Origin of the sequence: Pseudalkalibacillus hwajinpoensis (genome assembly GCF_039851965.1) — a bacterium.
Lineage (GTDB): Bacteria > Bacillota > Bacilli > Bacillales > Guptibacillaceae > Guptibacillus > Guptibacillus hwajinpoensis_E.
Genome location: NZ_CP156674.1, coordinates 1,654,341 through 1,669,753, shown reverse-complemented (window position 1 = coordinate 1,669,753; position 15,413 = coordinate 1,654,341). Strand labels below are relative to the sequence as shown.

General features: G+C 40.1%; 13 protein-coding genes. 9 read left to right on the top strand and 4 right to left on the bottom strand.

Annotated elements, in window-relative coordinates:
* Window positions 1-5: 5 nt before the first annotated feature.
* Together ABFG93_RS08560 and ABFG93_RS08555 are read left to right on the top strand one after the other, a co-directional pair.
* A complete protein-coding gene (locus ABFG93_RS08560) occupies window positions 6-350 on the top strand; it encodes a DUF3243 domain-containing protein (protein WP_347552331.1) in 345 nt (114 codons plus the stop codon).
* 283 nt (window positions 351-633) lie between these two features.
* A complete protein-coding gene (locus ABFG93_RS08555; protein WP_347552329.1) occupies window positions 634-1,380 on the top strand; it encodes a phosphatase PAP2 family protein in 747 nt (248 codons plus the stop codon).
* Here the strand turns inward: ABFG93_RS08555 and ABFG93_RS08550 are convergent.
* The 4 genes from ABFG93_RS08550 to ABFG93_RS08535 form a co-directional block, all read right to left on the bottom strand.
* Window positions 1,345-2,244, bottom strand: a complete 900-nt coding sequence (locus ABFG93_RS08550) for a diacylglycerol/lipid kinase family protein (RefSeq protein ID WP_347552327.1) — start codon at window positions 2,242-2,244, stop codon at window positions 1,345-1,347. The genes ABFG93_RS08555 and ABFG93_RS08550 overlap by 36 nt on opposite strands.
* 125 nt (window positions 2,245-2,369) lie before the next feature.
* Window positions 2,370-3,233: a formate/nitrite transporter family protein gene (locus tag ABFG93_RS08545; RefSeq protein WP_347552325.1), complete on the bottom strand. Its 864-nt coding sequence runs from the start codon at window positions 3,231-3,233 to the stop codon at window positions 2,370-2,372.
* Window positions 3,234-3,427: 194 nt separating this feature from the next.
* On the bottom strand, window positions 3,428-4,186 hold the full coding sequence (locus ABFG93_RS08540; RefSeq protein ID WP_347552323.1) for a PRC-barrel domain-containing protein: 759 nt from the start codon (window positions 4,184-4,186) through the stop codon (window positions 3,428-3,430).
* Between the two features lie 59 nt (window positions 4,187-4,245).
* Complete coding sequence (locus ABFG93_RS08535) at window positions 4,246-4,755, bottom strand: antibiotic biosynthesis monooxygenase family protein (RefSeq protein WP_347552321.1); 510 nt, start codon at window positions 4,753-4,755, stop codon at window positions 4,246-4,248.
* Between the two features lie 160 nt (window positions 4,756-4,915).
* On the opposite strand from ABFG93_RS08535, the gene ABFG93_RS08530 reads away from it, so the two are divergent.
* The 7 genes from ABFG93_RS08530 (at window position 4,916) to ABFG93_RS08500 (ending at window position 15,303) form a co-directional block, all read left to right on the top strand.
* Entirely contained in the window at window positions 4,916-7,090 is a 2,175-nt protein-coding gene (locus ABFG93_RS08530; protein WP_347552319.1) for a transglycosylase domain-containing protein, read from the top strand.
* 205 nt (window positions 7,091-7,295) lie between these two features.
* Window positions 7,296-8,339, top strand: a complete 1,044-nt coding sequence (gene hemE / locus ABFG93_RS08525) for a uroporphyrinogen decarboxylase (protein WP_347552317.1) — start codon at window positions 7,296-7,298, stop codon at window positions 8,337-8,339.
* Window positions 8,340-8,366: 27 nt separating this feature from the next.
* Complete coding sequence (gene hemH, locus ABFG93_RS08520) at window positions 8,367-9,320, top strand: ferrochelatase (protein ID WP_347552315.1); 954 nt, start codon at window positions 8,367-8,369, stop codon at window positions 9,318-9,320.
* Window positions 9,313-10,716, top strand: coding sequence for a protoporphyrinogen oxidase (hemY, locus tag ABFG93_RS08515; protein ID WP_347552794.1), 1,404 nt, complete (start codon window positions 9,313-9,315; stop codon window positions 10,714-10,716). Before hemH ends, hemY begins: the two co-directional genes overlap by 8 nt.
* A gap of 227 nt (window positions 10,717-10,943) precedes the next feature.
* Entirely contained in the window at window positions 10,944-12,191 is a 1,248-nt protein-coding gene (locus tag ABFG93_RS08510; protein WP_347552313.1) for an ATP-binding protein, read from the top strand.
* Window positions 12,192-12,204: 13 nt separating this feature from the next.
* Window positions 12,205-12,780 carry a TetR/AcrR family transcriptional regulator gene (locus ABFG93_RS08505; RefSeq protein WP_347552793.1) on the top strand — a complete coding sequence of 192 codons (576 nt, stop codon included), beginning with the start codon at window positions 12,205-12,207 and terminating at the stop codon, window positions 12,778-12,780.
* Between the two features lie 195 nt (window positions 12,781-12,975).
* On the top strand, window positions 12,976-15,303 hold the full coding sequence (locus ABFG93_RS08500; protein ID WP_347552311.1) for a YhgE/Pip domain-containing protein: 2,328 nt from the start codon (window positions 12,976-12,978) through the stop codon (window positions 15,301-15,303).
* Window positions 15,304-15,413 lie beyond the last annotated feature (110 nt).

Sequence of the window (15,413 nt, the reverse complement as noted above, 5' to 3'; positions counted from 1 at the left end):
TAATCATGAGTGAAAAGAATCATCTTGTCGACAAAGATAGTAATCTAAATGTTAATAAAGTAGACGATACAATAGACCGAATGAGTGAAGATCGTAAGGAAGACATTTTATCGAACTTTGAAGGCTTTAAAGACTATCTCGCTAAAAGAGTTGAGATCGGAGAGAAATTAGGGCTTAGCGAAGAGATGTTAGCTCAGGCTGCTGAGAAAGTAGCGGGGTATCTCGCTCAGAAAGAAGAACCTAAGAACCGTGAAGAGAAACTTCTTCAGGAGCTCTGGCTTGTAGGCAATAAAGAGCAACGCCATGAGCTTGCGCATCTTCTTGTACGCATGGTAAATAAAGTTAAGTAGTTGAAAAGCCGCTGCTAGTCAGCGGCTTTTTTTAAAATTGTTCTGTTTACTACTTTTATCCCAGCCTTAAGGGGCAGTAAAACCCCCACCTCAAAATGTAAATCAATCGAGAGGTTTAGGTGGGGGTCAACTGCCCCTAAAGGTCCGATTGGTTCAACTAACCATCAGAGGGGGATGAAGCAAAACTCCCTCTGATGGAAGTTTCACTTTATAAGGACTTATAATTTTCGATCATAGATATTTTGCAACGGCATTTAAATTTTGAACGAAAGGCGAGATCTGCATGAATAAAAACGAGTTTTTCAGATCTTTTCCAGGTGTCCTGAAGCAAAAGAAGGTCTTGTATCCCCTGGTTTTGAACGCATTTGGCCTCATTGTTGCCATTCTAGCTATTATGTTGTTTTCAGAGCTTGCAGAAGAAATTTTGGAGAAAGAAACGCTTGATTTTGATCAGGCAATTATTTCAGGAATTGATGTAGTTCGTTCAGATTGGCTGCTTAATTTAATGGAAATTATTACAGAGCTTGGATCTGTGTGGTGGATAACGGTCGTCACGATCGCAACCATTGCGATCCTATGGTTTAAAAAGAAAGATCTCTGGAGTATTATATCCTTTGTTATAGCGCAAGGAGCGGGAGGTCTCTTAACAACGGTTCTTAAGAATTTCTTTGAACGTTCAAGACCTACAGTAGATGCAGCATATGATGCGGTGGGATACAGCTTTCCAAGCGGACATTCAATGGGATCATTTATTTTGTACGGTTTTCTCGGATATCTCATTGTAAGAAGCCAGAGAGGTAGGACAACTAAATGGATCAGTGCGGTACTGGTTTTCCTATTCATATTGCTGATTGGGTTTAGTAGGATTTACCTCGGCGTTCATTATCCAAGTGATGTCCTGGCAGGTTATTCAGCAGGAGCACTCTGGCTATTTGCTTGTATTTTCTCATTGGAATGGTTGCTATGGATTAAACGATCGTCCGTTAGCTTTGGATCATTCAAAAAAGTTTTCTCCAGTAAGGACAGTTAAATATCCTGGTAAAACTTCGAGTGTAGACGGGGTTGTGAAGTTTCGCTCTCCGTCACAGTCGATAGTTTGGTTAGGTGTAGTCGATACGGTTAAGTTTTTCGCTTGAAAATGGATAATAGCTTCATTAAACCGCGACTGTTTAAACATTTTTGATTGAAAAATGGACCAGAATGTTGGAAGAGACGTTTCCTTTATAATGAGAATATCAAATTCTTCATCCTTAAGGTTGTTTTGTGGAAAAAAGGCTTGAATCCCCCCCGTAAATGGGCCATTCCCTACGATCATCATAACAGCTTCTCCTTCAAAATTGGCTTCATCAGCTTCCACTTTAAGGTGAAAGGGGACAGGATTATTAATCGTTTGGGCTGTGCTAATGTAATATGACAGTCGCCCAAATAATTCCTTGGTATCTGGATTAATATTTTCTGAAGCTTGAGTGATTAAGCCAATTCCCCAGAAATTTAGAAAGTATTCATCATTCGACTTTCCAACATCTATTAGTGATCGATGATCCTCCAGGAGTTGTTCAACGGCTTGAAGCGGATTCTGATTGATACCAAGTGCTCTAGAGAAATCATTGCATGTTCCACCAGGGATCACGCCAAATACTGGACGTTTACCTCTTTGGCAAATGGCATTAGCCAGTTCGTAAATGGTGCCATCTCCGCCAGCCCCAATCAATACATCAACTTTATCAGCTAATTGTTCTACTAATTCAGCCCCGTGACCAGGGTATTCTGTTTTATATAGAGTGACATTTCCGAACTTAACTTTTAGTCTCTCCTGGATGATATCGATTTGGTCAACCAATTTCACATTTCCCGCTTTAGGGTTTAAGATGATTGCTGTACGTGTCAATGCCATTCCCCTTTCTCTTAATCTTCTCCTCTTATTCCCTTATCGACAAAAGTCTACACCCTATTAGAAGACTTAGTCTATCTTTCATTCATGAATAGGAAAAAGGAGCAGATTTGCACTGCTCCTTTTTCCTATTCCGCTTCTTCTCTTGGAAAAGCTTCTTCATTTATTTCTTCTTTAAAAGCATAAGTGAACGTAAGGGCAACTAAAATCCCTCCGCCAATTAAATTACCTATACTCGCAGGAACGAGGTTGAAAAATAGAAACTCTACCCATGTATACTCAGCACCATGGATAAACGAAGTGCTGAAATACCCCATATTCGCCACGCTGTGTTGAAAGTTTCCGGCTACAAATATAATAACAGGAAGTGTTGTAGCCAGTACTTTCCCAGTCAAATCGCGTGCTGCAGTTGCAAGGAATGCAGCCATTCCGATTAACCAGTTAGCGATGACTCCAGAGAGCATGATTTGAAACCATCCCAACGTCCCCTTCGATAGGAATTTCATCTTATGCTCAGTGTATGTGTTTAATTCTGTATAAAATTCAGGTGTAAGGGAGCCTGATGCTACAACGAGAGCACCAACGAGAAGGGCACCCAATAAATTCCCTAGATAACAAACGACCCAGAATTTCATAATATTCTTCGGAATCCAGAATTTTCTTTGTAAAATATACGTGGGAAGAAGAACGTTTACCTCTGTAAACAATATTGCGCCAGATATAAAAACGATCGCATATCCTGTTACAAAACCAATCCCAGCAAGAAGGTTATGAATGCCTTCTGTTTCGACCCCGAGTGCAATGAGCACGGAAAAGATAGCTCCAAACGTAACAAAAGCGCCTGCTAATATGGAAAGAATAAATTGACGATTGAGAGGACGATCACTATGTGCTTCGCCTTTTGCAATAAACGTTTCTACAATTTGCGCTGGGAAGTAAAACTGCCTCTCAGGATACTTTGCTTTTTGATTTTTCTTGTTTGATTTCTCCACAAAAAAGCTCCTATCTATCTCTTTTTTCTACGGTTTTCCTTTTTATTTAGTATAGTAAACGGATGAATAGGCTGGTTTATTGTTGAATGGTTGTTCTCCCAATGCGCCGCCTGCTGTCAAACGGTAGGATTTCCTGGGAAATTAGTTCACTCTTTGTCTGAAATAAGCGAGGTGGAAGACCACCTCGCTTGTTATTAAAATTCCCAGTATCCTCTTTTTCCATAGTGCAAGTGAAGATTTTCTTCAAATCGACGGGAAATGGGTTCGTTAAGCCGAAACTCAGGCGAATTTCTGATCGCCTCCTGTGGTATATCGACATGTACCGTGCGATCTTGCCAGTGGATGTCTGAAATCCAATGGGTAGAAACCAACACTTGTTTACCAGGGAGCCAGTTTTTCGTATCAACTACGAAATAGCGAAGTTTCCATGTTTCTTCGTCGAAAATAAAATCTTCCACGTGACCAATCTCTCCGTCAATCGCCTGGATATGGTAACCAGAAACTTCTTTTGTACTGCGTAAATGGCTTTCTTCCTCATTATCTGAAGGTTGAAGAGGGGATTCTTCTTCGACCATATCCTCTGCCATGAAAGGTCTCGGGTACATACCACCACCCCAAGCGCCGGTTCCTACCCAGTAATATGGCCAGCTGAAGTGGCGATTGATCTCCATTTCGTGCTTTCGAGAAATAGGTTGCTCTGTATCTGTATCAGGACTGTTTTTCACTTCTTCACTTGTAAGGGAAACGGATATTGTTTCTTTAACGTGATTCAAACGTTCTATTGAAATCGGAGAAAGAAGGACTTTACGACCTGGAAGCCATTTGTGTGTATCAACAACAAGATAGCGGATGGCCCAGTGTTCATCATCAAAATAGAACTGCTTTACACTACCCTTTTTACCATCACTCGTGTCCAGACTATAGCGATAAACTTCACTTTCGCTTACTAGCATTACGATCACTCCTGTATGAATTAGGCTATCCCTGCCTCTGTACCCGGGTATAATGGTGATTAAACAAGACCGTTCTTTTCGACTTGATACGTTTTTAGATATGGTTTTCCTGAAAAGATAGTCTTTGGTAATCCTTTGCTTGTATTTCTGTTTTTGTGGGCAGCATCGTATGCTTCAGACGATTGCCAATTCTTAAAATCCTTCTCGCTATCCCAGAAAGTAGCGACGATATAAGGGTCGTTGTGAAGCGGCCTGAGTATGCGAATACCCTGACAGCCGGGTTCGCTTTCAACCTTGCCTGCTCGATTTTTAAATCGGTCTTCGAAAACAGCACGTTCGCTTTCTTCAACTGGAATGTGATTTAAAACCACAAAGCCAGGATCAGAAACCCCACCTTTTTGATCCATTAGCTCATAGCTTTTTGCATTCTTGAAAAAGGTTTTTGAAGGAGTTTCATGATAAAGAGCAGCTCCATCTGGATTAGATAACAGCATGACACCTTTCTCGTTGTGATCTTCTTTTAACTTTGACAAATATTCGTACGTCCCATATGTAACATAAACGTTCATTCCACTCATCCTTTCAAAAAGTGATCTGGCAGAATTACGTGATACTTTACCCTTATTTGGCAAAAACTAAACCAAATCGTCATTGTAGATGGTACAAAAATACGTTTTTTTATTGTAAGCTTAGCTTTAATTCAACGTTATCTAAGGAGTGCCTCATAGAATGAAGAAACTTGGAATAGGGATGGTTATCACAACAGCAGTTTTTGTTATAGGGTTATTAGGCTATTTAGGTATTCTGCTTGCAGGGAATTACGTGATCGATGAAAAAAAGCTTGTGATGAACTCTGCTTCACAGCTTGTTGATTCTAATGGGGAACTTATTACTAAACTTTATTTTGAAAATCGTGATCCCATATCAATAGATGACATTCCTAATCATGTGGAAGATGCGTTTATTGCTACAGAAGATAGTCGGTTCTATGATCACCATGGTGTGGATGTGAAGGCGATCGGCCGCGCGCTCTATCGTGACATCCTTGCAGGAGAGAAAGTAGAGGGTGGAAGTACAATTACCCAACAACTAGCAAAGAATGTGTTTTTAACAAACGATAAATCGTGGCTGCGAAAAACAAAAGAAGCTGTGATTGCGATTAACCTCGAACGAAATTATAGCAAAGATAAAATACTTGAAATGTATTTGAACCAGATTTATTTTGGGCATGGTGCATATGGGATTCAGTCTGCTTCAAAAATGTTCTTCAATAAATCAGCTTCTGAATTAAGTATGGAGGAAGGAGCCATGCTTGCTGGTTTACCTAAAGCGCCATCCACGTATTCACCAATTAATAATCCTGATAAAAGTAAAGAGCGGAGAGATCTCGTTCTCTCATTAATGGAGAAGCATGATTATGTGACCCCTGAGGAAGCAGTCCGTCTTCAGGGTAAGACGCTTTCACTTGATGTAGCAGAGGTGACGAAGGAGCCGGCTTTTCTAACCTATATTGATATGACGCTTCAAGAAGCAAAAACGAAATACAATCTTTCAAATGAAGAAGTATTAAGAGGCGGTTATAAAATTGTAGTACCAATGGATGTTAAGCTCCAAAAGACTGCTTATGATCAATTTCAGAATAGTAGCCTCTTCCCTGGAAGCGTCAAGAATGAGCCCCCTGAAGGTGCCCTAACCATGATGGATGTTAAAACCGGTGGTGTTGCAGTTGTACAGGGAGGAAGAGAGTATGTACAGAAGGGACTTAACCATGTCACTGCTAAAAGGCAACCTGGATCTTCATTAAAGCCTGTAGCTGTGTATGGTCCAGCGCTTGAAAAGAAGGAGTACAGTCCTTACACGTTATTAAAAGATGAAAAAATTGATTATGATGGGTATTCACCATCAAATTACAACAATCAATATAAAGGCCAGCTTTCCCTTTATGATGCAGTTCGGATATCGGCAAATGCTCCTGCCGTCTGGTTATTAAATGAAATTGGGATTAATTACTCAAAAACGTATTTAGAGAAAAATGGTATTGATGTAGAAGATAACGATCTCAAAATCGCTCTTGGAGGAATTGATAAGGGTGTTTCCCCTTTCGAAATGATGGAAGCCTATAGTCCCTTTGTTGCGGAAGGTAAACGGGTGGATCCTCACTTTATAACCGAGATCTACGATCATGATGGCGAGCTTGTGGGAAAGGCGAAGCTAGATGAAGAAAAAGTTTATTCAAAACAAACAGCGTGGTATATGACGAGAATTCTAGAAGGAGTTGTCCAAAACGGTACGGCAACGAGCGGTGAGGTAAAGGTGTCTGTTGCGGGCAAAACAGGTACGACCACATTTGAAGGTGTTCCAGGTGGGGCACGTGATGCCTGGTTTGTTGGTTTTACACCTGAGCTAGTTGGTGCGGTTTGGATGGGGTATGATCGTACAACAGAAGAAAAATATCTAACAGGTGGCAGTGAATATCCGGTTCAACTTTTTAAGAAAGTGGTTAATGCTAGTATTAATAAGAATAGTCTGAAAGAATTTAACAAGCCTTCTGACGTAAACGACATGGAGAAACCGATCTCACTTAATAATATCAACGATCTAAGTGCGGAATTTGATCTTTTATATGGATTACCAGCGGTGAAGCTGAACTGGACGTCATCAGAAGACGACCGAGTCATCTATCACATCTATGAAATAAAAGATGGGGAACGGAAACAGATTGACGAAGTACAGGGGAAGGGGGAGTATACTAGAAATTCAATATCTTTCTTTGGTTCAGTATCGTACGAAGTCATTCCATACAATCCCTTGACGGATCAAGAAGGGAATCCTTCTAATGAGGCTTCGGTTAGCTTGCTTGATAGGTTTAGAAACGACGAAAATGAGAAAAGGGATATAGAGTAGCTTGCAGAGAAAGAAATTGACCTAAAAAACAGTGATGACTATCACATTATGGCATATACCGTTATGATAAGGTATAAGTGAAAACGGCTTCAAACATGGACAATTTTATGACATTTTATCGGATTATCTGTACACTAAAGGCATCAATCGCTATAGTATGTAGGGATATAAAAATGAACGTTTTGTATTAGGAAGGTGGACAAGCATGAGTAAAGCACCATTTAATGATCAATTTCTTCGGGCATGCCGGGGAGAAGAGACAGACCATACACCTGTATGGTATATGAGACAAGCGGGTCGATATCAGGCTGAATATAGAAAAATTCGCGAAAAATATTCCTTTCATGAAATGAATTTAAATCCAGAAGTAGCTGCAGAGGTAACGCGATTTGCGGTAGAACAGCTTGGTGTTGATTCAGCGATCCTGTTCGCTGATATTATGACCCCACTCCCATCAATTGGAGTAGACGTTGAAATAAAATCAGGTGTCGGTCCTGTCATCGACAATCCGATTAAGACGAGGTCGGACATTGATCGTCTTGGGGAACTGGACCCGCTGAAAGATATTCCTTATGTAATGGAAACGATCAAGATGCTAAGAGAGCAGCTATCGGTACCGTTAATTGGATTTAGTGGTGCGCCGTTTACTGTAGCGAGCTATATGATTGAAGGTGGCCCTTCAAAAAACTATTATAAGACAAAAGCATTTATGTACTCTGATCCAGAGGGCTGGCATCGTCTCATGAATAAACTTGGTGACATGACAATTGCTTATTTAACGGCTCAGGTTCAGGCAGGCGCCCAGGCGATTCAATTGTTTGATTCGTGGGTTGGCGCTTTAAATGAAGCGGACTATCGCACTTATATTGCACCGATTATGAATAAAATCTTTTCTTCCCTTAAAGAGCTAGGTGTTCCACTTTTAATGTTTGGAGTTGGTGCGAGCCATCTCATTCAGGAGTGGAATAAACTTCCTTTAGATGTGATTGGGATTGACTGGCGTATAACCATCAAGAAAGCACGAGAAATCGAGGGCATTACAAGGCCGTTAATGGGAAATCTTGAGCCTGCACTACTTCTTGCTCCCTGGGAAGTAATCGAGGAGCGCACGAAAGAAATACTTGATCAAGGAATGGAAACGCCTGGATATATCTTCAATTTAGGACATGGAGTTTTCCCACAGGTTAAGGTAGAAACTCTTCAGCGCTTAACAAACTTTGTACACGATTATACACGTAAGAACAGCTAAGGAATTGGGGGAATCGGGAGGTGCAGTATGAAGCGAACGATTGGCCTTCTTGTAATGGCTTATGGGACACCGCGAAGTGAAAAGGAGATTGAACCATATTATACTCATATTCAACGAGGGAAAAAACCTACAGAAGAAATGTTGCAGGATTTAATCGAAAGATATGAGGCAATAGGTGGTATCTCACCTTTAGCAGATATTACAAAAGCACAGGCTCAAAAGCTTGAAGATCGAATGAACGAACAGTACGGTGAAGAAGTTCAGTTTAAGAGCTATTTAGGATTAAAACATATTGAACCATTTGTAGAAGATGCTGTTAAAAGTATGCAAAAAGATGGAGTAACAGAGGCGATCAGCATTGTGCTTGCTCCACATTATTCTACTGTTGGTGTAAAAACTTATAACGAACGTGCGAAAGCAGAAGCAAATAAAAAGGGCTTTCCAGTTATTCATTCGATTGACCAGTGGTACAATGAGCCCAAGTTCATTCAGTACTGGGTTAATGAATTGAAATCATGTTTAAGTGAAATGGATGAAGATGAGAAAAAGAAAACCATAGTGATTTTTTCCGCTCATAGTTTACCTGAGAAAATATTGCAGGATGGAGATCCATATCCTGCTCAGCTTCAGGAGACGGCAAAACATATTGCTGACGCAGCGGGAATTAAACATTACGCAATCGGCTGGCAGAGCGAGGGAAATACTCCTGACCCATGGATTGGTCCTGACATTCAGGATTTGACACGTGATCTATTTGAACAGGAGGGATACACCGGTTTTATCTATTGTCCTGTTGGTTTTGTGGCCGATCATCTTGAAGTACTATATGATAACGACTATGAATGCAGACAAATGACAGATGAACTCGGTGCAGCTTACCATCGTCCTGATATGCCAAATGCCAGTAATGAATTTATTGAAATTCTAGCTACAGTCGTGACTCGTGAATTAATGAAAAAGAAGATGATCAATGATGAGTGAAAATAAAAAGAAAATAGTTATTGTTGGAGGCGGCATTACTGGTTTGACAGCAGCCTATTATCTTCAGAAAGATATGAAGACAGCGAACCTTCCTTACCAAATTACCTTATTAGAAGGTACCGATCGACTCGGCGGAAAAATCCAGACTGATACAACGAATGGTTTTGTTATTGAGCGAGGACCTGATTCTTTTCTTGAGAGGAAAGAAAGTGCAGCTCGACTGGTAAAGGAAGTTGGTATGGAAAATGAACTTGTACCGAATTCAACCGGACAGGCATTTGTGCTTAATAATGATCAGCTTTATCCTATACCGGGCGGAGCGGTGATGGGAATTCCCACTGAACTTTCTCCTTTTATTTCTACAAATCTCTTTTCATTGAAAGGAAAGGCAAGAGCAGCTGGGGATTTGGTTCTTCCGAGGAGAGAAGATGATGGAAATGATCAATCACTTGGATTGTTCTTCCGAAGGAGACTTGGAAGCGAAGTTGTTGAAAACTTAATCGAACCACTCCTGTCAGGCATATACGCTGGAGACATTGATAAGTTGAGCTTAATGTCTACTTTTCCTCAATTTTATGAGGTGGAGAAAAAGTATCGTAGTTTAATTTTGGGGATGAAAAAGACGACACCAGCTTCAAGAAGAAGCACAGGTAAGAAAAAACCGGCTTTTCTAACAGTGAAGTCTGGTTTACAGTCATTCGTTAGAGCTATCGAAGAGAAATTGACTGATGTGATTATAAGAAAGAATGTAAAGATCGATCACTTACAAAGGTCAGAAGGAACCTATTTACTTACAACGACGAATGGTGAGGAAATTCCAGCTGATGCAATCATTGTTACGACGCCTCATCAACAGGTTTATCACATGTTGAGAGACCAAAAAGCTGTCGCTCCTTTAAATGAAATGCCTTCAACAACAGTAGCAACTGTCGCGATGGCATTCCCTGAGGAAGCAGTCAAAAAGTCAATGGATGGAACAGGATTTGTTGTTTCGCGAAATGCCGACTATACGATAACAGCTTGCACATGGACACATCGCAAATGGAAGCACTCTGCTCCAGCAGGGAAAGTCCTCCTGCGCTGTTATGTTGGAAGAGCAGGTAAAGAAGAGATAGTTGAAAAAAGCGATGAAGAAATCGTTCAAACAGTTCTAAATGATTTAAATCAGATTATGGAAATAGAAGGGCATCCTGAGTTTTATCGCATCACAAGATGGAGACAATCCATGCCCCAATACGAGGTGGGTCATAAGAAAAGGATTGAATCTGTAAAGGCCGGGGTGGAAAAGGATATGCCAGGTGTATTCCTTGCCGGTGCTTCCTATCATGGTGTGGGGTTACCTGATTGTATTGATCAAGGAAAAGACGCTGTCACGGCCGTTAAGAACTTTTTATAATGTACCACTAAAGAATCCTCCCTCAGGGTGGGTTTTTTTTATGCTTAGACGTTAAAGGTGAATTAATAAGGCTAATTAGGAAGCTGAGGACCTTCAAGACAATTGGATGCCCGTGATTATTGCCAATAATAGTGAGGTAGACAAAGTTTTAAGGTGTTCATTAGGCTAACTTGGTGTCTAATGGTAGAATGTTAATGGCAACAAATAGTAATAAAGGAGAAATAGTGATGTTGGACATGGCAAGACCTCTACTCATAAATATAGCAATGCTCTTCTCAGTATTATTCATCTGGAATATGGTCATGCCATTTACACGCTCCAGTTCAATCAACTTAAAAGTGAAACTCATATTCGGCGCCGTTAGTTCATTAATGGCGCTCCTCTGTATGCTCTTCCCACTTGAGAAATTTGGTGATACAGTTTTTGACCTAAGAGTTGTACCACTTATTTTAGTCACGATTTACGGTGGAGGTTTACCCGGGTTTATTTGCACTGCAACAATCTCCTTTACTCGTCTATCGCTTGGAGGAGAATATGCATGGGTTGGTGTTCTAATCGCAATAGTAGGTTTCATCATCGCATATTGTTTTAATGGGTATTTTCAGAGATCCATTAGAAAATGGAAAGTAATTCTCCTCACAGGGGGAATCTTTTTGATGGCCTATTTAACGATCGTTTTGTTGTTTATTAATCCTTTAGAAAGCTATTTTTATCCGATTTATTTCGCTGCATTTGCCATTGCTTATTTCATGATTTTCTACCTTACTGAACGCCTAGTTATAATAAATATTCAGCTTCAGGAAACAGTCTATCTCGAGAAGCTTTCTGTTGCAGGGAAAATGGCTGCGGCAATCGCACATGAAATTCGAAATCCACTGACAACAGTAAGGGGTCTTCTTCAGTTTATTGCTACTGATACGAAAGATAAAAAGGTTCAAAATTATGCTCCGCTTATGTTAGAAGAGATTGATCGAACAAATAAGATTATTACGGATTATCTTATGCTTATTAAACCTTCTAAAGACCAGTATGAAGCCATGGATTTAAATCAAGTCGTCAAAGATACAACAGATTTAATCGCGGTATTAGCATCTTACCACGCAGTGGAAATTCAGTATGAAGAAAAAGATGATTTCCGAATACTCGGTAATCCTCAAGAATTGAAACAGTGCTTAGTTAATTTAATGAAAAACGCAATTGAAGCGATAGAGGAAGATGGAATCATTCAAGTGGTTTTACAATATGGAATTAAAAAAGGTACCGTAGACATCGTGATTAGCGATAATGGAGTTGGAATGAGGAAGGAGGATCTTGAAAAAGTGGGTCTTCCATTTTATACCACGAAATCTAAAGGGACTGGTCTCGGTACAATGATCACGAATAGGCTTATTCGTAATATCGGTGGGAAAATCAATTATACAAGTACAGAAGGGGTCGGTACAACGGTGACAGTCACCCTACTGATAACAGTATAAGAAGGGGGGAATGATTGTGTTTGATCGAAGAAAAAGTATATTAGAAGCGGCAGAGAAGTCATTTTCCATGTTTGGGTATAAAGCTACTACTATGGATCAAGTAGCGAAGATTGCGAATGTTGGAAAAGGGACGATCTATACATTTTTTAAAAATAAAGAAGAGCTTTTCTATGAAGTTGTAAGCAGTATGGTGCATGAGATGAAAGAACTTGCCCAGACATCTATGAAGGAGGAGAAGACCTTCTTTGAGAACTTGCACCGTGCTCTTTATAGCGTTCTTGAACATCGTAGGCAACATCAGCTTGCGATTAAACTCTCACAGGAAGTAAGGGAAATCGGAACACCTGCTGCAATCGAGGCCCTGGATCTTGTCGAACAAGCGATCCTCTTCTTTCTTGAACAGGAAATCGCGAGGGGGATTGCAAATGATGAAGTGAAGAAATGCGATCCGTCTCTTACCGCTTTTCTCATGTTCAAAATGTATATTGCGCTAATTTTTGATTGGGAAAAATCCCATCAATCGTTTAGCAAAGAGGAGATTGCGAATCACCTGGAATTTTATATGATGACTGGTATTAAACCAGAATAGCTGTTTAGCCATAAAGCTAAATCCTGCTATTGCTATTCTAAAAAAAGGATGTTATATTACTATCTGTATTAAAAGTGACTAAAATTATATAATGGTCATTTAAGAGGTTGTATTAATAAACAGTAGTATGACTCTTTTTTTGTTTTAAAATGACCGAATGAGAATAATGGTCATATAGACAGGAGGAAATATATTATGAAGAAATCATCCCAACTATTCCGTTCCGAATGGGCGTCGCTCTTTAGTAATAAGAAAATACTAATACCGGTTATTGCAGTTTTGTTTATTCCGGTTTTATATAGCGGAATGTTTCTTTGGGCATTCTGGGATCCATATGAAAATCTTAATCAGATTCCAGTTGCAATTGTGAACAATGATGAAGGTGCTGATTTTGAAGGTGAACATATAGAGATTGGCAGTGAGTTGGTCGATAAGTTAAAAGATGAACCGGAATTTAAATGGGATTTTGTGGATGAAGAAGAAGCAAACATGGGGCTTGAAGATCAGACCTATTATATGAAAATCAAGATTCCTGAGGATTTTTCACAAAAATCAACAACGGTTCTTGATGAGCATCCTGATAAGCTAAACCTCGAATATGTCCCAAATGAGAGTTTTAACTTTCTTGCCGGTCAAATAGGTGGAACAGCGGTTAGTGAAATCAAATCTCAGATTGCGAACAACATCACTGAAAATTACAGCGAGCTTGTTTTTGACAAGTTTAGTGAAATTGCTGGTGGATTATCAGATGCAACCGACGGGGCAGGAGAAATTGCAGACGGGTCTTTAGAACTGAAAAATGGAACAAAGCGTTTAAAAGATAACCTGGCTGAACTTAACGAAGGATCGATCGAATTAAGCGACCGTTTAAGTTCTGCTGAAAGCAAGTCATATGAACTTGCCTCAGGGATGAGTAAAGCAAGTCAAGGGACAACTGATTTATTCGAGGGATTGAAACATAAGCAAGCTGATATTAGACAACTAGCTGATGGAGCAAATCAAGTGAGTAATGGTATTGGTGAGCTTGGCAATGGGATGGATCAATTAAAATCAGGACAAGAAAAAATTCTAGTCGGAGTACAGGATAGCAAGGCCGGTTCAAGGCAATTGGTGGAAGGGCTAAATGCATCTGTTGAAGCCTTGGAAACGAGTTCCATACCTGAAGTTGATACTCAAGGATTGAAACAATCATTAACAAGTGGCGTGACGAATGCAACAGCAATTCCAAAAGAGCTTCAGGGCGTGATTGAGTCAATTCAAGCTAGTAACCAATACACTGAAGAGCAAAAACAGGCGTTAATTAGTCAACTGAAACCTATTGCTGAAAAGTCAGGTTCAGCAGCAAAATCTGTCGGTGAAGTGGCAACAACCTTTTCTTCCTTATCAAATAAGCTGTCAGGTACGTCTACAAATGTAAATGCACTTATAGAAGGACAACGCCAACTTGCGGAAGGTGCTACTGCACTTTATCAAGGCCAAGAACGACTTGAAAAAGCACTAGTGAGTTATGGAGAAGGTATAAATGAAGCTAATAAGAGCGTTGATTTACTTCATAATGGATCAACTGAGGTTGCGAATGGGAACAGTGAAGTTGCTTCCGGTTGGAATTCCATAGTCTCTCAAGTGGGTGAATTAAACTCAGGAATGAATGAGTTAAACGCAGGTTCAACTAAACTAGCTGATGGACTAACAAAGTTATCAGGTGGGTCAAATGAATTGTCATCAGGTGCTGGGAAGCTAGCAGATGGATCTAAGGAGCTAGATAGTGGTGCACAAAAATTAACAGAGGGTTCAGAAGAGCTTCGTGAAAAGCTCGGCGAAGCTGCAGACGAAACATCTAAGACGAAAGCGGACGATGAAACGTATAATATGTTCGCTGATCCAGTAAATGTAGACACCGAAGCCATTTCTTCAGTTCCCAACTACGGCACAGGGTTTGCACCTTATTTCCTTTCACTTGGATTATTTGTTGGTGCATTATTGATGTCAATCGTCTTCCCACTTCATGATCCTGCTGGAGATCCACGTTCAGCTATTGGATGGTTTATGAGTAAGTATGGCATTCTCCTATCCGTAGGAATTATTCAGGCACTCATTTCAGATGCTGTTTTATTATATGGGCTTGGGATTGAAGTACAAAGCATATCACTGTTCTTCTTATTTTCGGTGGTATCGAGTCTCGTCTACATGGCATTGATTCAGTTTTGTGTTACAACAATGGGAGACCCCGGCCGATTTGTAGCCATTATCATTTTGATATTGCAGCTGACAACAAGTGCCGGTACGTTCCCACTTGAATTAATTCCAGAAGGACTGCAAATCTTTAATACATGGCTGCCAATGACTTATACAGTTTCAGGTTTAAAAGCTGTTATCTCAAGCGGCGATATTGAATTCATGTGGAAGAATGTTTATATACTATTAGGCTTTACTGCGATATTTGCAATTGGAACGATCCTATTCTTCTTTATTGAAATGAAAACGCGTAAAAAACAAGAATTTGAACCAGCCTTAAATGAATAGAAGTATACAAAAGCCTTCTCTGTCGACAGAGAAGGCTTTTTTCTTTGAAAACTCTCCTGTAAAACGCTACAGTAATAGTAAGAAAGTTGTGATAGAGCAGGTTAATTGGT

What these genes read in the sequence shown, in the direction of transcription:
- ABFG93_RS08560 (WP_347552331.1), top strand. Translation starts at nt 6, where the DNA reads ATGAGTGAAAAGAATCATCTTGTCGACAAAGATAGTAATCTAAATGTT.
- ABFG93_RS08555 (WP_347552329.1), top strand. Translation starts at nt 634, where the DNA reads ATGAATAAAAACGAGTTTTTCAGATCTTTTCCAGGTGTCCTGAAGCAA.
- ABFG93_RS08550 (WP_347552327.1), bottom strand. Translation starts at nt 2,244, where the DNA reads ATGGCATTGACACGTACAGCAATCATCTTAAACCCTAAAGCGGGAAAT.
- ABFG93_RS08540 (WP_347552323.1), bottom strand. Translation starts at nt 4,186, where the DNA reads ATGCTAGTAAGCGAAAGTGAAGTTTATCGCTATAGTCTGGACACGAGT.
- ABFG93_RS08535 (WP_347552321.1), bottom strand. Translation starts at nt 4,755, where the DNA reads ATGAACGTTTATGTTACATATGGGACGTACGAATATTTGTCAAAGTTA.
- ABFG93_RS08530 (WP_347552319.1), top strand. Translation starts at nt 4,916, where the DNA reads ATGAAGAAACTTGGAATAGGGATGGTTATCACAACAGCAGTTTTTGTT.
- hemE (WP_347552317.1), top strand. Translation starts at nt 7,296, where the DNA reads ATGAGTAAAGCACCATTTAATGATCAATTTCTTCGGGCATGCCGGGGA.
- hemH (WP_347552315.1), top strand. Translation starts at nt 8,367, where the DNA reads ATGAAGCGAACGATTGGCCTTCTTGTAATGGCTTATGGGACACCGCGA.
- hemY (WP_347552794.1), top strand. Translation starts at nt 9,313, where the DNA reads ATGAGTGAAAATAAAAAGAAAATAGTTATTGTTGGAGGCGGCATTACT.
- ABFG93_RS08510 (WP_347552313.1), top strand. Translation starts at nt 10,944, where the DNA reads ATGTTGGACATGGCAAGACCTCTACTCATAAATATAGCAATGCTCTTC.
- ABFG93_RS08500 (WP_347552311.1), top strand. Translation starts at nt 12,976, where the DNA reads ATGAAGAAATCATCCCAACTATTCCGTTCCGAATGGGCGTCGCTCTTT.